The sequence below is a fragment of the Mycobacterium innocens genome, from assembly GCF_900566055.1.
GTDB classification, from domain to species: Bacteria; Actinomycetota; Actinomycetes; order Mycobacteriales; family Mycobacteriaceae; genus Mycobacterium; species Mycobacterium innocens.
In genome coordinates this window covers 25,273-42,824 of the sequence record NZ_UPHQ01000006.1, presented here as the reverse complement: position 1 = coordinate 42,824, position 17,552 = coordinate 25,273, and the positions used below count along the sequence as shown (strand labels likewise).

Sequence of the window (17,552 nt, the reverse complement as noted above, 5' to 3'; positions counted from 1 at the left end):
AACGGTTGCCCGCAGCGTTCACCCGCTAAACCGGCCCGCCGAGCCGGCTCGGGCCGGCCGGGATGCTCAGCGCGGTTCGCGCCACATCGGCCAAATCGGCGGCCCGCCGTGCGGCAGCATGATCTCGCCGGTGACGGTGAATCCGAAACGTTGGTAATACGGGATGTTCTCGGGTTTCGAGGATTCGAGATAGGCCGGGCAGTACTCGGCGTCGCAGCGGTCCAGCCGGGACCGCATCAAGGCCTGCCCATAACCCCGCCCGCGCACGCCCGGGTCGCTGCCGATGACGGCCAAGTACCAGTGCGGTTCTTCGGGATGCTCGCCCTTCATCGCCTCCTGGACCGCGCGTGCGGTCGCTCCGCGAAAGCCGAACACCCGCAGGAACGCCGGGGTCATGGCCAGCTCCGCCCGGCGTGTCTCCCGCCATTGATTCGGCGGATCCCACAGGGCTGCCGCGCCGACGCCGGCGTCCTCGCACGCCACCTCGACGCCGCCGCGGACCAGATGGTGGTGGCGGGTCATCGTCGCGAACACCCGATTCAGGTGCGCGAGCCGGGACTTGTCGTGGGGAAGCAACCACGTCATCACCGGGTCGCCGTAGAAGGCGCGAGCCAAGGTGCGGGACAGGTTGCGGATGTCGGCCTTGTGCGCTGGGCGCGCCTGGGGGGTCACCAGCCCAAACTAGTGGGTAGCGCCGACGGATCAGCCAATCCACCTTCTGCGTGCCCGATCGGCCATGCTGGTCAGTCGCTTCGGCACAGCTCCGTGCGCAGCCGCGCCCGGTGCGCCGACGACTGTCGCAGCCCGGCCACCGTGAGGCAAGCTCGATGGTGTGACAGGTCGCTTGAGGGGTAGTCGGAGCCGATGAGCGGAATCTCGCGACGGACGTTCGCACGACTGGCCGCCGGGACCGGCGTGCTGGGGACCGGCGCGATATCCGCCGGGTGCGGCACCCGCGGCGAGTCGACCGGCGAGTCGACCGGCCCTACGCCGTCGCCGGCCAGCGGCATTGGAGTCGTGTTATCGCACGAACAATTCCGCACCGATCAGCTGGTGGCGCAAGCCCGGGCCGCCGAAAGTGCCGGGTTTGGGTACGTGTGGGCCAGTGACCACCTTCAGCCGTGGCAGGACAATCAGGGTCACTCGATGTTTCCCTGGCTGACCTTGGCGTTAGTGGGTCAAAGCACCACTCGTATCTCGTTCGGCAGCGGGGTGACCTGCCCTACTTACCGCTACCATCCGGCCACGGTGGCCCAGGCTTTCGCCTCGTTGGCAATGCTGAGTCCGGGAAGGGTGTTCTTGGGTCTCGGTACCGGTGAGCGACTCAACGAACAGGCCGCCACCAACACGTTCGGTTCCTACCGGGAGCGCCACGACCGGCTGGTCGAGGCCATCAGGCTGATCCGCCAGCTGTGGAGCGGTGAGCGAATTTCGTTTGGCGGAGGTTATTTTCAGACGAGCGCTGTAAAACTCTACGACCTGCCCGCCACGCCACCGCCGATCTTCGTGGCCGCCAGCGGTCCCGAAAGCGCGGAGCTGGCCGGCCGGCACGGGGACGGCTGGATTACCCAGGCCGGCGACCTCAAGAATCCGCGGCTGCTCGCCGCGTTCGCCGCGGGCGCACAAGCCGCCGGGCGCGACCCCGCGAATCTCGGCAAGCGTGCCGAGCTGTTCGCTGTCGTCGGTGACCACACCGCGGCCACCCGGGCCGCCGGCCTGTGGCGATTTACCGCCGGGGCCGTCGATCAGCCCAACCCGGTGGAGATCCAGCGTGCCGCCGAGTTGAACCCGATCGAAAAGGTGCTCGCCAACTGGGCCGTGGGCACCGACCCGTCGACCCATATCGGTGCGGTTCAGGCGGTGATCGATGCCGGTGCCATACCGTTTCTGCACTTTCCGCAGGACGACCCCACCTTCGCCATCGAGTTCTACGGCACCAACGTCTTGCCCAAGCTGCGCTAGCGAATCGGCCTTGAGCCGCAATTTTGGACGGGTGCACACCACCCCCCAAGATCCGAGTGCTCTCTCGTGCCCGCATATCCGCGACAATTCTCTTGCGGGCCTTGGCTTGTCGCTCCCAGGCGGGCACAACCAGCAGCGCCTTCCTCAGAGATTCCGGTGGCAGATGTGACTTCCACCCGCTGCGGGCGCCGGCCTCTGCCAGCTCCCCTCGGCCGATCCGAGGCCCACGCCCGAATACCCGCGGCTTTAATTAGCGGGTCTAAGCCGAAGTGCCTATCCGCCAACCGAAATCGTCTCTGGCAGAGCCGTTTGAACATGGCGCGGGTGGGTAGCTCAATGGGTGTCGCAACTGATACCGACGGAGGGAGGACCACCGGTGAGCACCGAAACAGGTCATGTGACCGGCACCCGCGACAAGACTTACAACCTGATCTGGTACACCGAACAGTGCCTGGACAACGCGCTGCGGCTGGAGACCTACATCGAAGACGCCGAGCGTGACGGCGACCGGGAGACGGCTGACTTGTTCCGCAAGGCGCAGGCCGACAGCCGCAAGGGCGCCCAACTGGCCAAACAGCTGCTCGCACAAAGACTCTGATTGTTTGAGTGATTCTCGCCCGGTCCGGGTCGTGACACGAAAACTGTGGCCGCGATCCGGGTCCGCGGATGTTGCGTCCTTGCCAGACCCACCACCGCCCTTACGATGGGGTAGCTCCATCAACGATGCCGGTGCGACGCTGCGCCGGGGAACGGTTGGCGACGGTGTGGGATTTCGAAACAGAGCCGGAATACCAGGCGAAACTCGACTGGGTCGAGAACTTCATGGCCGACGAGGTCGAACCGCTGGATCTGGTCGCACTGGACCCGTATGACAAAAAGAATCCCGAGACGATGGCGGTCCTGCGGCCGTTGCAGCAGCAGGTGAAGGAGCAGGGGCTGTGGGCCGCACACCTGCGGCCGGAACTCGGCGGCCAAGGCTTCGGCCAGGTCAAGCTGGCGCTGCTCAACGAGATCCTCGGGCGCTCGCGGTGGGCGCCGTCGGTGTTCGGCTGCCAGGCGCCGGACTCCGGCAACGCCGAGATCCTCGCACTCTTCGGCACCGAGGAACAGAAGGCGCGCTACCTGCAGCCGCTGCTGGACGGCGAGATCACGTCGTGCTATTCGATGACCGAACCACAGGGCGGCTCGGATCCCGGCCTGTTCGTCACGACCGCGACCCGCGACGGGGACAGCTGGATCATCAACGGCGAGAAGTGGTTTTCCACCAACGCCAAGCACGCGTCGTTCTTGATCGTCATGGCTGTCACCAACCCCGAGGCCCATACCCACGAGAAGATGTCGCTGTTCATCGTTCCTGGCGAGACACCCGGCATCGAGATCGTGCGCAATGTCGGCGTGGGCTCCGAGTCTTCCAGGCATGCCAGCCACGGCTACGTCCGCTACAACGACGTGCGGGTGCCGGCAGATCATGTGCTGGGCGGGGAAGGCCAGGCGTTCATGATCGCGCAAACCCGTCTCGGCGGTGGCCGGATCCACCACGCGATGCGAACAATTGCGTTGGCGCGCAGGGCCTTCGACATGATGTGCGAGCGTGCGGTATCACGCAAGACCAGACATGGGCGATTGGCCGACTTCCAGATGACCCAAGAGAAAATCGCCGACAGCTGGATCCAGATCGAACAGTTCCGGCTGCTGGTGCTGCGAACGGCGTGGCTGATCGACAAACACCACGACTACCAGAAGGTGCGCCGCGACATCGCGGCGGTGAAAGTCGCGATGCCCCAGGTGCTGCATGATGTGGCGCAGCGCGCCATGCACCTGCATGGCGCGCTGGGGGTCTCCGACGAGATGCCGTTCGTCAAGATGATGGTCGGCGCCGAATCACTGGGTATCGCCGATGGCGCCACAGAGCTGCACAAGATGACGGTGGCGCGGCGGACCTTGCGGGAATACGAGCCGGTGACAACACCTTTCCCATCGCAGCACATCCCGACCCGCCGGGCGGCCGCCGAGGCCCGGCTGGCCGAGCGGCTCGAGCACGCGGTGGCCGAATTCTGACGGCGACATGTGCACGAACACGCCACGCTGAAAAGCCCGGCCCTGGTTTATGTCTCGCGCGACAGCGCTCAGGAGATGTAGCGAACGACGCTTTCGGCCACGCATCCGGGCTTGGGCGAACCCGCTATCTCGATCGTGGTCGACACCGTGGCCTGTACGGCGCCGTTACCGAGGTCTTCGACGCCGACCAACGAACTCTGCGCCCGTACCCTGGAGCCGACAGGCACCGGCGCGGGAAAGCGAACCTTGTTGAGTCCGTAATTGATTGCCAACTTGATCCCTTTGACCGTGTACATGTCATGCTGCAGCCGCGGCAGAAGTGACAGCGTCATGAAGCCGTGGACAATGGTCGTGCCGAACGGGCCCTTGGCCGCTCGTTCCGGATCCACGTGGATCCATTGGTGATCCCCCGTAGCATCGGCAAACAGATTGACGTCTTCTTGAGTGATGGTCACCCAGTCGCTCTGCCCGATGGTCTCACCCGCGGCGGCGGCCAGGTCGGCAACGGACTCGAAGGTGCGCATGAATGTCTCCTCTGGTCGGGGGTAAGCATAGATCGGGTCCGGCTGCTGCCGATTGCCGGACGCACCGAGTACCCCAGATCACCCACCCCAGCCGAGGAAGCCACCGGTCACGGCGCTGCGGTGGCGACTGTCGACCCGCTGTAAAGTCGCCGCGACGGAACTCGGCCGGCCGAGGCCAGACCGAATCTGGTAAGCGCCTCGATTTGAGCGGCGACCCGCCGGTTGACCTGAGGCTGATCCCGAAGAATACGCAGGAAGGTCGCTTTCTCGAGCACCGCGAGCCGGCACTCGGCTATTGTCCGCACGGTCACGAGACGGGGTTCCTCGACGATCAAACTTCGGCCGCCGAAAAAGGTGCCTTTCCCCATGGTCCACAGGCTTTGCCTATTGTTGCTCGACTCGACCGCGCCATCGACGACGAAGAAGATTTCGTTGCCGGTCTCTCCCTCGGTCACGACCGGCACACCCGGCGGATACGTTTGCGTGCGCAGTGACAGCACGACCTGATGCTGGAACAGCGCATCGGTGCCATGAAACAGTGGGATCTAGCAGTGCGCGGTCAGGGTTACGGAATCGAATGGCGCCACTGCGGCATTGTGCTCGGCAAGGAACCCCGTCTTGTTCACACCACAAACAGGGTCATTTCGCATGACCTCAAGAGATGGCTCATCGGCCGCCGGTGCGCGGTCCCGTCGGACACGACGCGACGCTCAATCGAGTTGACAGCCAATCGTTAACTGGACGAGCCGATTCCGGGCCGACGCCTAATCGTTAGCCAACCGCGATGTCCTGCTTCGGCGGCGACAGACCCGTCGCGGCGCCCCGCTGTGTTTCACTCGCCCGAGACAGGTTCGACCGCGACCTGCGGCAGACGAGAGTTGGGATGGGTTACAAGCCATGAAGTTCGTTGAAAAGCTGCGTGGCGCAGCGAAAACCATGCCCCGCCGGCTGGGTATCGCGGCAGTGGGGGCCGCCCTGTTATCCGGTGTGGTCGGCGCCGTCGGCGGCTCGGTGCCCGCCGCCGCGTTCTCCAGGCCGGGCCTTCCAGTCGAGTATCTGCAGATCCCGTCGCCGGCGATGGGCCGCAACATCAAGGTCCAATTCCAAGGCGGTGGAGCGCATTCCGTCTACCTGTTGGATGGTCTTCGCGCACAGGACGACTACAGCGGTTGGGACATCAACACCCCCGCGTTCGAGGAGTTCTACCAATCCGGCCTGTCGGTGGTCATGCCCGTCGGCGGCCAGTCCAGTTTCTACAGCGACTGGTACCAGCCTTCGCAGGGCAACGGTCAGAATTACACCTACAAGTGGGAGACCTTCCTCACCAGTGAAATGCCCGCCTGGCTGCAGGCCAACAAGGGCGTTTCACCGGTCAGCAATGCGGCGGTGGGCCTTTCGATGTCGGGCGGTTCGGCGCTGATCATGGCCGCGTACTACCCGCAGCAATTCCCGTACGCGGCGTCGTTGTCGGGATTCCTCAACCCGTCCGAAGGCTGGTGGCCGACGCTGATCGGGCTGGCCATGAACGACTCCGGCGGTTACAACGCCAACAGCATGTGGGGCCCGTCCACCGACCCGGCGTGGAAGCGCAATGACCCGATGATTCAAATTCCACGACTGGTAGCCAACAACACTCGAGTCTGGGTGTACTGCGGCAACGGCACCCCCAGCGACCTCGGTGGCGACAACATGCCGGCCAAGTTCCTCGAAGGCCTGACGCTGCGCACCAACCAAACCTTCCGGGACACCTACCTGGCCTCGGGCGGCCGCAACGGCGTGTTCAACTTCCCGACGAACGGAACGCATTCATGGCCCTACTGGAATCAGCAACTGGTCGCCATGAAGCCGGACATGCTGCAGGTGCTCAACGGGCCCACAGCCCCTGCCACGTGAGAGCCGGCTGAGACACAAGCCAGCATCGGCAGCAGCGCACACGGCCAGCGCTGCTGCCGATGTTCTTGTACTCACCGGGTGCTCACCGGCTGACCCGGGTCAGGACTCCTGCAACAACGCACGCCGGTCGGAGTGGAAGTACGTGTAGCCCGTGGTGACCGCACAGACGATCGTCGCCACCGCCAGCATCTGGGATCCGCTGACCAGCAAGCTGATAACGCCTCCGGCCGCGGCGCCCAGGCTGAAGCTGGCGTACAGCAAGAAGTAGCCGAGCCAGTCCTCCACCTTCCCGCCGGCCAGGTGACGTTCGATGCCCTGACCCATCTTGACCAGGGTGCCCGTCACGTAACTCAACGGCACCGACACCTCGCCATCCTTGACGAAGGATGTGTTCAATGCGCCGATCCCAAACACCACGAAAAGAATCGGGACGAAATCGAGCAGGGTCTGTTCCCATCCACCGAGGAGAATGTCAAGTGCGGTGGCCGCCACCAGACTGAAGGTGGTCAGCACGGTGGGGCCGTGCGGATGATCGATCCAGAAATGGCGCCGGCATATCGAGGCAACCACCACACCGGCGACAAAGCACACGATCAACAACGACGCGGTTATCGACAACCACACATCGTCGCGGAATGCTCCCAGTACAGCTCGCTGCGCATTGCCGGTCATGAAAGTCACGAAGTAACCGGCGGAGTGGGTGAACGCCGTCGCCCCCAACACTCCGGCCAGCCCTGCCAGCACCCAGGACAACCTCGCTTCGCTGTCATAAATCTCTTTCTGCACACGAGCATGCTTCCAGAGACTCTCGGGGTCCGCAGATATCAGCCGGTCACCCCAGCTCACAGACCCACACCGGGCAACCGCGGAAAAGCCGGCTCAGGCGGTCAGCCGGGCGATCGACCGCAACGGAATCGGCAGCCATCCGGGCCGATGCCGCGCCTCGTAGCCCACCTCGTAGACCGCCTTGTCCAGTTCGTAGGCGGCCAACAGTTGCGCCGAATCCCGGGGGTCGGTCCCGGATGCGGCCGCGTAGCCCTCGCAGAACGCGCTGCGATTGCGCTCCACCCATTCCCGGGCGCGGGCCGCCAACTGCTTGTCGGTGGCCTGGTCCACCAACGGCCCGTAGGCGGCGTACTCGAAGGAGCGCAAGACACCCGCCACGTCGCGCAGCGGCGAATCAGGTGCTCGCCGCTCATCGAGCGGCTGACCGGGTTCACCTTCGAAATCGATCAACAGCCAGCTCTCCGGGGTCCGCAACACCTGTCCCAGGTGCAGGTCGCCGTGGATCCGCTGGACGGTGATGGTCTCGCCGGCGAGCTTCTGGATTCGCTCTTCGATCGTCGCCGCGTACCCCTCCAGCTCCCGAACCGCCGCCACGGTCGACGACAGCCGCGCCAGCACGGTGTCCACCGGGAATGGCGCCTGGGCCGTTCCCAGGCAATCGGCCAGGGTGGCGTGCACCGACGCAACCGCCTCGCCGAGCCGGTGAGACTCGCCGGCGAAGTCTCCGCCGACTTCGTGGGCATACAAGTCGCCCTCGGCGAACAGATCTCGGACGCTGGCGGTGGCCATCGCCCAGCCCTCGGCGGCGTTGGAGGCGAATTCGGTCACCATGCCCAGCGGACACGCCTGCTCACCGGCCGACGAACTGCCGGCGTCCGGCCCGGCCATCTCGTAGGTCCCCAGCAACCGTGCTACGTGCGGGTTACCGGCGCGGCCGAGTACCCGGTTCAATTCGATATCGGGGTTGATGCCACTGGAGACCCGCCGAAACACCTTGAAGATCGCGCGCCGATCGAAGATGACGCTCGTGTTGCTCTGCTCGGCGTCAAAGACGTGCGGCGCCGCGTTCAACGGCAATTCGATGTCTGGTTCTTTGGCGAATGTCACTTCCACCCCGGAAGCAACGCGGACGGCTGACGAGTCGATCAACGACAGCAGGAACGGCGGCGCATCGGTGTCGTAGAGGGCGTCGAAGCCCGTCCGGTCTTCCGCGGCGCCGATCGTTGCCACGGTGCTGTACTCGGACACCGGTGCGGCGTCCCAACCGACGATCACCTGGTAGCGCTCCGCCGAACCGTCGGCGTAGTCGGCGTCGACGAGCACCAGGTCGAGATCGTCCTTCAGCGGGACGACCACGCCGACCTCGGCGCGGGACAGCTGGCGGTTGCGTCCGGCGTACCACCGTTGCTGTGGCAGCCACTCAGACCAGGGCAGCTTGGCTGGCAGGCTCATGTGCGCCGCTCCTCTTCGCTTCGCTTCGCTTCGCATCGTCGCCGGCGCGGATCATGCATTCTCCTCGGTTCTGGACAACTGGAACCAGTAGAAGCCGTGGCCCGGCAGGGTCAGCAGGTAGGGCAGGTGGCCGATACGGGGAAATTCCACCTGCCCGGTGAGCTCGATCGGTGTGTAGTTGTTCCATTGCTGCAGGTTCAGTTCGATGGGCTGCGGGAACCGCGAGAGGTTGTTCACGCAAAGCACCACATCACCGTCTCGTCCGTCACTGCCCGGCGTTTCCCGGACGAAAGCCAGGACCGACGGGTTGGACCCGCCCAGTTCCTGGAAGGACCCGACGGCGAACGCCTGGTGGCGCCGCCGCACCGCAAGCATGGTCCGGGTCCAGTTCAGCAGTGATGTCGAGGTGTCGCGCTGCGCCTCGACATTGACCGCCTGGTAGCCGTAAACCGGATCCTGGCTCGGCGGCAGGTAGAGCCGGCCGGGGTTGGCTGTGGAGAATCCGGCGTTACGGTCCGGTGTCCACTGCATCGGGGTCCGCACGCCGTCGCGGTCCCCCAGCCAGATCACGTCCCCCATGCCGATTTCGTCGCCGTAGTACAGCACCGGCGAGCCCGGCAACGAGAGCAGCAGCGCGTTGAACAACTGGATCTGGTTGCGGTCGTTATCCAGCAGCGGCGCCAGCCGGCGGCGGATGCCGACGTTCGCCTTCATCCGCGGGTCTTTGGCGTACTCGGCGTACATGTAGTCGCGCTCTTCGTCGGTGACCATTTCCAGCGTCAACTCATCATGGTTGCGCAGGAAGATGCCCCATTGCGCCATATCGGGTATCGGCGGCGTCTGCGCCAGGATCTCTGAAATCGGGAACCGCGACTCGCGGCGGACGGCCATGAAGATGCGCGGCATCAGCGGGAAGTGAAAGGCCATGTGGCATTCGTCGCCGCCGGTGGTGGCGTCGCCGAAGTACTCGACGACGTCGGCCGGCCACTGGTTGGCCTCGGCCAGCAGCACCCGGCCGGGAAATTCGTCGTCCACCACCTTGCGGACGCGCTTGAGGAAGGCGTGTGTCTCGGGCAGGTTTTCGCAGTTGGTGCCCTCGCGTTCGAAAAGGTAGGGGACCGCGTCCAGCCGGAACCCGTCGATGCCCAGGCCTAGCCAGAAGCGCATGACGTCGATCATCGCCTCTTGAACGGCCGGATTGTCGTAATTGAGGTCCGGCTGGTGGGAGAAGAATCGGTGCCAGTAGAACTGGCGGCGGACCGGGTCGAACGTCCAGTTCGACTCTTCGGTGTCGACGAAGATGATCCGGGCGTCGGTGTACTTCTGGCTGGTGTCGCTCCACACGTAGTAGTCGCCGTACGGTCCGTCGGGGTCGCGGCGGGATTCCTGGAACCACGGGTGGGATTCCGAGGTGTGGTTCATCACCAGGTCGGTGATTACCCGGATTCCGCGGCGGTGGGCGGCATCGACCAGGGCGACAAAGTCGTCGACGGTGCCGAAGTCGGGCAGCACCTTGTAGAAGTCGCGGATGTCGTAGCCGCCGTCACGCAGCGGTGAGTCATAGAACGGGGGCAGCCAGATGCAGTCGATGCCGAGCCACTGCAGGTAGTCCAGCCGGTCCAGGAGTCCACGCAGATCACCCGAGCCGTCAGCACTGGAATCGTAGAAAGCCCGGACCAGTACCTCGTAGAAGACGGCGTGCTTGAACCAGGTCGGGTCGGCGGGAAGCGCGGCGGCATTGCCGAAATCCTTGGCATCGGGGTGCTCGACCACACCTCCTTCGACATGGCTGCCCTCGGCGGGATGGTGCGCAGGATCGTGCCGGGAGGCTTCTCTCGCGTCGTTCATCAACTCCACGATGCCACGGGTACCCGAGGTGGAACTTCGGGAACCATGCGGGCAAACACTGCCGGCGCCAACCGAATTCGCCGTCCGGCAGTGATCATCCCTGCGTAGCTCAGGCCGGCGGCCCTTCCGCCAGCGTCACGTTCTCGGTGCGGGCGACCCCTGATTTGGACAGCCAGCTGATCGAGACGACGTCGCCGGGATGATGCCCATTGAGCACATCAGACAGGGCGGTAGCCGAACTGATCGCGATGCCGTCGACCGCGGTGACCACGTCGCCATTGGAGATCCCGATCGACGCGGCGGGCGCGGTCCCCACCACTCGCTGCACCCTGGCGCCGTTGCCGTTGTTGTCGACGACGCCCAGGCCGAGGAAGGCGGTCGGTCCGATGTGCACCGTGGGCGACCCGCCTCCGGAGCGGATCTGGTTGGCGATCGCCATCGCCTGGCCGATCGGAATGGCAAAGCCCTGCCCGCCCTGGGACAGTTGGAAGTTGTCGGAGGCGGCCGTGTTGATGCCGACAACCTGCCCCTGGTTGTTGACGATCGGCCCGCCCGAGTCGCCGGGTCGGATCGCGGCGTCGACCTGGATCAGCCCGTTGAGCGTTTCTTCGGCACCGGTGAGCGCGTCCGAGGCCTGGACGGTCTGGTTGAGGGCGACCACCCGCCCGGGCACCGCGCGCGGCGTTCCGCCCTGCCCGCCGGTGTTGCCCAGCGCGACGATCGGCTCGCCGATCGACACCCCGCCACCGATCGCGACGGCGGGCAAACCGCCCGCACCCCGCAGCTGCAGCACCGCGATGTCCTGGGTGCGGTCGTAGCCGACCACGTCGACGCCGTAGGTTTGGCCGTTACCGACGTCAAACGCGCTGATGTCGGTGGCGCCCGAAATCACGTGGTTGTTGGTCAGCACGACACCGTTGGGATCGATGACGATGCCGGTGCCGGCTCCTACCGCGTTGTTGTAGCCCAGCTTGGTGTTGATATTGACGATCTGCGGCCCTACCTGGCCGACCAACACCGACGGGTCGAGCGGCACCGACGGGTAATCAGCGAACCGGTCCAGTGCGAATGTGGACGGCGCCGCCGATGCGGGCGCCGGCGGTGCGGCCAGACCCAATCCGAGCACGGCCAATATGGCGACCAGCCATGACCACCTCACCGGGCGGTGGCGATAGTTGCTCATCCCGTAACCTCCTGCGTCGGGGGAAGAAGCTGAATTATCCCAGCCTTAAGGTCCGGGCAGCACAACTTTGTCTACATCTACTTTGTCTACATCTACCGTAGTCCAAATACCCACCTCGGCAGGTCTCAAGACTTCGGGCGGCTAAAATTGCAGATATTGCCTATACCTGTGCTAGGCCTATCTTAGGCCTGCGTAATGCCATACCTCAGATGGTGACTGATATCACCGACCATGTCGATGAGAGTCAGGTCGCGGTAGGAAAAACGCCAGGTGCCCTCGACGCATTCGAAGCGGTCGTGATAGCGGCCCGCAACAATGGCCTGCAGGGGAAAGTCCTCGGTCTGCTGCAGCACCGTGTAGTAACTGCGGCATTGCGCGGTTTTGGCGTGCCCGTCGATCTCGATGATCGGATTGGCGACCACATGCTTGGTTCGGGGTGTCCCGTCGGGATACAAGACGATCAGCGACTTCCAGATCCTCAGCAGCCCTGCCGCATCGATGGTGTCGTGGCCGGCAGCGTCGATCCGGATGCGAGCGTGCTCGAACAGCGCGGCCGCCTCGTCCAATTCGCCGGCGTCGATGCACTCCGCATAGCGGTAGAGGAGATTGGCGATCTGCGTCTCCGCCGGCATGGGGTAACGGTAGCCCGGCGAAGGAGTTTCCGCGGCGATCGGCCCGAGCCGCGCGGCAGCCCGGCCTTTAGGCTGAGCCGGTGGGCGAATTCGACCCGAAGGCCGCCTTCACGCAATCCCCGGTAGCGCGGCTGGCCACGATCACGCCCGCGGGCACGCCACACCTGGTGCCGGTGGTTTTCGCGGTGGACCGAGACCTCATCGTCACCGCCGTCGACGCGAAGCCGAAAACCACCCAGCGGCTGCAGCGCCTCACCAATATCGAGAGCACGCCGCACGTCAGCCTGCTCGTCGATCATTACGACGACGACTGGACGCAGTTGTGGTGGGTCCGGGCCGACGGAGTCGCCGCGATCCATCACGACGGCGCGGCCATGCACACCGCATACCGGCTGCTGCGCACGAAATACCCTCAGTACCAGTCGATTCCGTTGAACGGTCCGGTCGTCACCGTGTCGGTGCGACGTTGGTCCAGCTGGCACGGCTGACCCGACAGCCCACCAGCCCCACCGGTCACACCGGTGCCAGGGAGACATGGCGTGACTTTGAGAAGCGCTAGCGCCTTTCGCGAGGAGGTGGTCGTCGGCGGGTAGCGGCATCGGCCGACCCCTGGGCCGACGCGGCACCTCCGTCGCACCGCATCGGCCGGGCCTTGTGCTGGGCGGCGGTTGGGGGAAAAGTTGCTACTGCGTCCTGTGGGCTGGAACACACCGCTTACGGGAGTGGGCGGGCTTGGATTCCTGATACCCGGAAGAACTGGAGGAAAGTCATGGCCGACAGAGCGAGTGCCTCCCAGGGGGCGGGAGCCGCACCCACCGCGGACGGCCCGGACGCTGTTCGCAACGTGGTTCTGGTGGGGCCATCAGGCGGCGGCAAGACCACCCTCGTCGAGGCCCTGCTGGTCGCGGCCGGAGTGCTGTCCCGGCCGGGATCGGTCACCGACGGCACCACCGTCTGCGACTACGACGACGCGGAGATCCGCCAGCAGCGCTCCGTCGGGCTCGCGGTGGCCTCGCTGTCGCACGACGGCATCAAGGTGAACCTCGTCGACACCCCTGGATACGCCGATTTCGTGGGGGAGCTGCGCGCCGGGTTGCGAGCGGCGGACTGCGCGCTGTTCGTGATCGCGGCAAACGAAGGCGTCGACGAGCCCACCAAGTCGCTCTGGCAGGAATGCAGCCAGGTCGGCATGCCGCGCGCAGTGGTGATCACCAAGCTGGATCACGCCCGGGCGAACTATCCCGAGGCACTGGCCGCCGCCCAGGACGCGTTCGGCGACAAAGTCTTACCGCTGTACCTTCCCGCCGGTGACGGCCTGATCGGATTGCTGTCACAAACTCACTACGAGTACTCCGGCGGCAAGCGCACCGCGCGACCCCCGGACCCGTCGGACGCCGATCGGATCGAGGAGGCCCGCGGCAGCCTGATCGAAGGGATCATCGAGGAGTCCGAGGACGAGTCGTTGATGGAGCGCTACCTCGGCGGCGAGGATATCGACGAATCCATCCTGATCCAGGATCTGGAGAAGGCCGTTGCCCGGGGCTCGTTCTTCCCGGTGATCCCGGTGTGCAGCGGCACCGGCGTCGGCACCCTGGAACTGCTGGAGGTTGCCACCCGAGGCTTCCCGTCTCCGATGGAGCACCCGCTACCGGAGGTGTTCACCCCGCAGGGCGCCGCACACGCCGGGTTGGCCTGCGACGTGAACGCGCCATTGCTCGCCGAGGTGGTGAAGACGACGTCCGACCCCTACGTCGGCCGGGTCAGCCTGGTGCGGGTGTTCTCCGGAACCATCAAACCCGACGCCACGGTTCATGTGTCGGGCCATTTCTCGTCCTTTTTCGGCGACCAGAACGGGTCGGCGAACACCCACCCCGACCACGACGAAGACGAACGCATCGGACCGCTGTCGTTCCCACTCGGAAAGCAGCAACGCCCCGCGACCGCGGCGGTGGCCGGCGACATCTGCGCTATCGGCCGGCTGAGCCGCGCGGAAACCGGCGACACCCTGTCGGACAAGTCCGAGCCTCTGGTGCTGAAACCCTGGGCGATGCCGGAACCGCTGTTACCCATCGCGATTCAGGCGCACGCCAAGACCGACGAGGACAAGTTGTCGGTCGGCTTGGGCCGTCTTGCCGCCGAAGACCCGACACTGCGGATCGAGCAGAACCAGGAGACCCACCAGATCGTGCTGTGGTGCATGGGCGAGGCCCATGCCGGGGTGGTGCTCGACGGGCTGGCCAATCGGTACGGCGTCACCGTGGACACCGTGGAGCTGCGGGTACCGCTGCGGGAAACGTTCGCCGGCAAGGCCAAAGGCCACGGCCGTCACGTCAAACAATCCGGCGGGCACGGCCAGTACGGGGTGTGCGACATCGAGGTGGAGCCGTTGCCGCAGGGCTCCGGTTTCGAGTTCGTCGACAAGGTGGTCGGTGGCGCGGTGCCACGCCAATTCATTCCGAGCGTGGAGAAGGGCGTGCGGGCGCAGATGGAAAAGGGGGTGCTCGCCGGTTACCCGGTGGTGGACCTGCGGGTCACCCTGCTCGACGGTAAGGCCCACAGCGTCGACTCCTCCGACTTCGCCTTCCAGATGGCCGGCGGATTGGCGTTGCGGGATGCGGCCGCGGCGACCAAGGTGATCCTGCTGGAGCCGATCGACGAGATTTCGGTGTTGGTGCCCGACGATTTCGTGGGCGCGGTGATGGGTGATCTGTCCGGGCGCCGCGGCCGCGTGCTGGGTACCGAGACCGCCGCCAACGAACGCACGGTAGTCAAAGCCGAAGTGCCTCAGGTCGAGTTGACCCGGTATGCCATCGACTTGCGCTCGCTCGCCCACGGCGCCGCATCGTTCACCCGCACGTTCGCCCGATACGAACCGATGCCGGAATCCGCTGCGGCCCGGGTGAAGTCAACCGTGTAGCCGGCCTCATGTCGACGGTTGACGGACTGCCGGCCCACATATTGCTCAACCATCTGGTCGTCGTGCTGGGTCCGTTGACGGCGATCCTGGCGATCATGTGCGCACTGTGGCCGGCCGCCCGCCAACGACTGGTCTGGCTGACTCTGGCCCTGGCCGTCATCACGCTCGTCGTGACCCCGTTGACCGCGGACTCGGGCGAGTGGCTGGCCGGCAAGCTCGGCCAGTCGCCGGCGATCGACAGCCACGCGAACCTCGGCCAAACCCTGTCCTACTTCGCGGCTGCGCTGGCGGCGGCGGTGGTCGCGCTGGCGGCCGTCCACCTTCGACGGGCCCGGGGACGCGCGGTGAAACCCGTTGTGCAGCTGGTGGTCACGCTGTTGGTGGTGGCCGCCGCTGCGGCCACGCTGGTCCAGACGTATCGCGTCGGCGACTCCGGCGCGCGAGCGGCGTGGGATTCGGTCGCGTCGTCGCGGTGACCCGGGTTACGCCGGCGCACCGAACTGTTGGGCCACGGCGCGGCGATCGAGCGAACCTTTCGCGGTGTGCGGCAGCTCGCTCGCCAGCTCGAAGGTGGCGGGAATCTCGAAGGCCGCCAAGCGTTCCCGGCAGAACTCGGTGAGTTCTTCGGGCGTCGGTGCGGGTTGACGTGGCACGATCACCGCCGCGACGGCTTCGCCGTAGAGCGGATGCGGAACGCCGAAGACGGCCGGTTCCAACACGTTGGGATGGGCGGCCAGCACGTGCTCGACGCGCTCCGGCGAAATCTTCTCGCCGCCCCGGTTGATCAGCTCTTTGATCCGGCCACGGATGCTCAGGTCACCGTCGGGCGACAATGTCCCCAGATCGCCGGTGCGCAGCCAACCGTCGGTGAAGTTGGCTTCGGTGATCTTCGGGTCGCCGAGGTAGCCACGCACCACGGTGGGACCGCGCAGCCAGACCTCGCCGACCTCGCCGGGGCCGACGGGCACTCCGCCGGACCCGACGATCCGGATCTCGGGCCCGGTCGACTTGCCCACCAGACCGGTTGACACTGCGGGGTTTTCCTCGTCGTCGGGGCTTGTGGTGGCCACCTGGTGGGTGGCCTCGGTCATCCCGAAGGCACACACCACCGGCGCGCTGAACTCTGCGTGCAGCGCCCGCGCCGTCTCCGGGGTGAGTGGGGCGCTGCAGCTGCGGATGAAACGCAGGGCGGCTTTGGTGCCGGACGGTTCAGTCTTGGCACGCTCCAACAGGATCTGGTGAATGGTCGGCACCGCCGTGTACCAGGTGGCCCGCACGGCGTCGATGTCGTCCCAGAAGGTGTGCGCCGAGAACTTCCCGCGCGCCGGCAACAACACCGCTCCCCCGGACGCCAGGGTCGACAACAACGCGGCCATCAAGCCGTGACCGTGGTACAGCGGCATCACCGCGACCGTCGCATCCTGCGGGCCCAGCCGATACCCGGCGATGATCGCCCGGATCGAACTGGCGATGTTTCCGTGGGTCCACGGGACCATTTTGGGCAGGCCCGTCGTCCCGCCGGTGAACATGATCATGGCGTCGTCGGGCCGCAGCCCCTCGGGCGCGGACGTGACCGGCTTCGGTTCCCCGGCAGCCTCCAAGCGGACCGACAGGGCGCCGTCATCGCGGCCAATGTTCACCTCGATGGGCCACCACCGGATCGCCGGATCTTCCCTGTTGTCGGGGCCGTTGCCGTCCACCAGCACCACGCGCGCTCCGGAAGCCTCGGCGCGGGCCCGCTGGTCGCTGACGGGCAACGCCGGATCCAACGGGACCACAACAAGATCGGCTCGCGACGCGGCCAACAGCGCGACGACGAATTCGGCGTTGCTGCCTGAGCGCAGCGCCAACCGGTCGCCCGGCAAGAGACCGGCCCTGGTCAGCTGCCCGGCCAGGTCGTCGGCCAACCGGATCACGTCACGGTAGCTGATCGCGACGCGGCCCGCGGTCACGACGAGCGCGACGGCCTCGGGCCGCGGGGTTGCCGCCACCATCACCAGATCGGCAATCCGCGGACTCGACGATTCGGTGGAACCATCGGCCGCGAACTGTTGCGCCACCGCCTTGGCGATCGATGACATCGCACGCTCCTCTCGGGTGTTGCCGGTGCCGGATCGGCTGCTGATGGCCACCCTGCCGGCGACAACGCTGCTTGTCCAATACCGATCCGCTACCGCTCGATAGCCGGAACCTATCGAATGCGCCCCGGAAGCCGCTGGCGGCCACGGTCGATAGACAACGTAAATCACCGAATAGCGACCCGGTCTTGGACACAGCCCGGGCACTGGAACAAAGTG

Annotated in this window: 16 protein-coding genes; 7 read left to right on the top strand and 9 right to left on the bottom strand. The window is 65.8% G+C overall.

Annotated elements, in window-relative coordinates; translation table 11 throughout:
- Positions 1 to 66: 66 nt before the first annotated feature.
- Positions 67 to 672, bottom strand: coding sequence for a GNAT family N-acetyltransferase (locus tag EET03_RS00495; protein ID WP_075542060.1), 606 nt, complete (start codon positions 670 to 672; stop codon positions 67 to 69).
- Between the two features lie 192 nt (positions 673 to 864).
- Here EET03_RS00495 and EET03_RS00490 point away from each other — a divergent pair, with 192 nt between their 5' ends.
- From EET03_RS00490 to EET03_RS00480, 3 genes are all read left to right on the top strand, one after another.
- On the top strand, positions 865 to 1,962 hold the full coding sequence (locus tag EET03_RS00490) for a F420-dependent hydroxymycolic acid dehydrogenase (protein ID WP_075542059.1): 1,098 nt from the start codon (positions 865 to 867) through the stop codon (positions 1,960 to 1,962).
- A gap of 376 nt (positions 1,963 to 2,338) precedes the next feature.
- Positions 2,339 to 2,560: a hypothetical protein gene (locus EET03_RS00485; protein ID WP_075542058.1), complete on the top strand. Its 222-nt coding sequence runs from the start codon at positions 2,339 to 2,341 to the stop codon at positions 2,558 to 2,560.
- 164 nt (positions 2,561 to 2,724) lie between these two features.
- On the top strand, positions 2,725 to 4,020 hold the full coding sequence (locus EET03_RS00480) for an acyl-CoA dehydrogenase family protein (protein ID WP_208648969.1): 1,296 nt from the start codon (positions 2,725 to 2,727) through the stop codon (positions 4,018 to 4,020).
- Between the two features lie 68 nt (positions 4,021 to 4,088).
- On the opposite strand, the gene EET03_RS00475 is transcribed toward EET03_RS00480, so the two are convergent.
- Together EET03_RS00475 and EET03_RS00470 are read right to left on the bottom strand one after the other, a co-directional pair.
- On the bottom strand, positions 4,089 to 4,544 hold the full coding sequence (locus EET03_RS00475) for a MaoC family dehydratase (protein ID WP_075542056.1): 456 nt from the start codon (positions 4,542 to 4,544) through the stop codon (positions 4,089 to 4,091).
- 107 nt (positions 4,545 to 4,651) lie between these two features.
- Complete coding sequence (locus EET03_RS00470) at positions 4,652 to 5,044, bottom strand: cyclic nucleotide-binding domain-containing protein (protein WP_075542055.1); 393 nt, start codon at positions 5,042 to 5,044, stop codon at positions 4,652 to 4,654.
- 397 nt (positions 5,045 to 5,441) lie between these two features.
- On the opposite strand from EET03_RS00470, the gene ag85C reads away from it, so the two are divergent.
- Positions 5,442 to 6,437 carry a diacylglycerol acyltransferase/mycolyltransferase Ag85C gene (gene ag85C, locus EET03_RS00460; protein ID WP_099193882.1) on the top strand — a complete coding sequence of 332 codons (996 nt, stop codon included), beginning with the start codon at positions 5,442 to 5,444 and terminating at the stop codon, positions 6,435 to 6,437.
- A 99-nt stretch (positions 6,438 to 6,536) separates the two neighbouring features.
- Here ag85C and EET03_RS00455 read toward each other — a convergent pair whose 3' ends face one another.
- The 5 genes from EET03_RS00455 to EET03_RS00435 form a co-directional block, all read right to left on the bottom strand.
- Positions 6,537 to 7,223, bottom strand: coding sequence for a YoaK family protein (locus tag EET03_RS00455; protein ID WP_075542053.1), 687 nt, complete (start codon positions 7,221 to 7,223; stop codon positions 6,537 to 6,539).
- A gap of 93 nt (positions 7,224 to 7,316) precedes the next feature.
- On the bottom strand, positions 7,317 to 8,675 hold the full coding sequence (locus tag EET03_RS00450; RefSeq protein ID WP_099193881.1) for a maltokinase N-terminal cap-like domain-containing protein: 1,359 nt from the start codon (positions 8,673 to 8,675) through the stop codon (positions 7,317 to 7,319).
- Positions 8,676 to 8,726: 51 nt separating this feature from the next.
- On the bottom strand, positions 8,727 to 10,523 hold the full coding sequence (gene treS / locus EET03_RS00445) for a maltose alpha-D-glucosyltransferase (RefSeq protein ID WP_075542051.1): 1,797 nt from the start codon (positions 10,521 to 10,523) through the stop codon (positions 8,727 to 8,729).
- A gap of 109 nt (positions 10,524 to 10,632) precedes the next feature.
- Positions 10,633 to 11,706: a S1C family serine protease gene (locus EET03_RS00440; protein ID WP_063470683.1), complete on the bottom strand. Its 1,074-nt coding sequence runs from the start codon at positions 11,704 to 11,706 to the stop codon at positions 10,633 to 10,635.
- Between the two features lie 182 nt (positions 11,707 to 11,888).
- The gene (locus tag EET03_RS00435; protein ID WP_075542050.1) at positions 11,889 to 12,338 is read right to left on the bottom strand and encodes a nuclear transport factor 2 family protein; all 450 of its coding nucleotides are present in this window, start codon (positions 12,336 to 12,338) and stop codon (positions 11,889 to 11,891) included.
- An 80-nt stretch (positions 12,339 to 12,418) separates the two neighbouring features.
- Here EET03_RS00435 and EET03_RS00430 point away from each other — a divergent pair, with 80 nt between their 5' ends.
- From EET03_RS00430 to EET03_RS00420, 3 genes are all read left to right on the top strand, one after another.
- Positions 12,419 to 12,826 (top strand): TIGR03668 family PPOX class F420-dependent oxidoreductase, encoded by a 408-nt coding sequence (locus EET03_RS00430; RefSeq protein ID WP_063470685.1) that lies wholly within the window; start codon positions 12,419 to 12,421, stop codon positions 12,824 to 12,826.
- 281 nt (positions 12,827 to 13,107) lie between these two features.
- Positions 13,108 to 15,255, top strand: a complete 2,148-nt coding sequence (locus EET03_RS00425; RefSeq protein ID WP_075542049.1) for an elongation factor G-like protein EF-G2 — start codon at positions 13,108 to 13,110, stop codon at positions 15,253 to 15,255.
- An 8-nt stretch (positions 15,256 to 15,263) separates the two neighbouring features.
- Complete coding sequence (locus EET03_RS00420; protein WP_075542048.1) at positions 15,264 to 15,731, top strand: DUF2231 domain-containing protein; 468 nt, start codon at positions 15,264 to 15,266, stop codon at positions 15,729 to 15,731.
- 6 nt (positions 15,732 to 15,737) lie between these two features.
- Here the strand turns inward: EET03_RS00420 and EET03_RS00415 are convergent, their stop codons facing one another.
- Positions 15,738 to 17,336, bottom strand: coding sequence for a FadD7 family fatty acid--CoA ligase (locus EET03_RS00415; protein ID WP_075542181.1), 1,599 nt, complete (start codon positions 17,334 to 17,336; stop codon positions 15,738 to 15,740).
- Positions 17,337 to 17,552: the final 216 nt, after the last annotated feature.

Excerpts from the sequence above, each read along its gene's own strand:
- EET03_RS00435 (WP_075542050.1), bottom strand. The coding sequence starts at position 12,338 with ATGCCGGCGGAGACGCAGATCGCCAATCTCCTCTACCGCTATGCGGAG.
- EET03_RS00440 (WP_063470683.1), bottom strand. The coding sequence starts at position 11,706 with ATGAGCAACTATCGCCACCGCCCGGTGAGGTGGTCATGGCTGGTCGCC.
- ag85C (WP_099193882.1), top strand. The coding sequence starts at position 5,442 with ATGAAGTTCGTTGAAAAGCTGCGTGGCGCAGCGAAAACCATGCCCCGC.
- EET03_RS00415 (WP_075542181.1), bottom strand. The coding sequence starts at position 17,336 with ATGTCATCGATCGCCAAGGCGGTGGCGCAACAGTTCGCGGCCGATGGT.
- EET03_RS00490 (WP_075542059.1), top strand. The coding sequence starts at position 865 with ATGAGCGGAATCTCGCGACGGACGTTCGCACGACTGGCCGCCGGGACC.
- EET03_RS00450 (WP_099193881.1), bottom strand. The coding sequence starts at position 8,675 with ATGAGCCTGCCAGCCAAGCTGCCCTGGTCTGAGTGGCTGCCACAGCAA.
- EET03_RS00475 (WP_075542056.1), bottom strand. The coding sequence starts at position 4,544 with ATGCGCACCTTCGAGTCCGTTGCCGACCTGGCCGCCGCCGCGGGTGAG.
- EET03_RS00425 (WP_075542049.1), top strand. The coding sequence starts at position 13,108 with ATGGCCGACAGAGCGAGTGCCTCCCAGGGGGCGGGAGCCGCACCCACC.
- EET03_RS00420 (WP_075542048.1), top strand. The coding sequence starts at position 15,264 with ATGTCGACGGTTGACGGACTGCCGGCCCACATATTGCTCAACCATCTG.
- treS (WP_075542051.1), bottom strand. The coding sequence starts at position 10,523 with ATGAACGACGCGAGAGAAGCCTCCCGGCACGATCCTGCGCACCATCCC.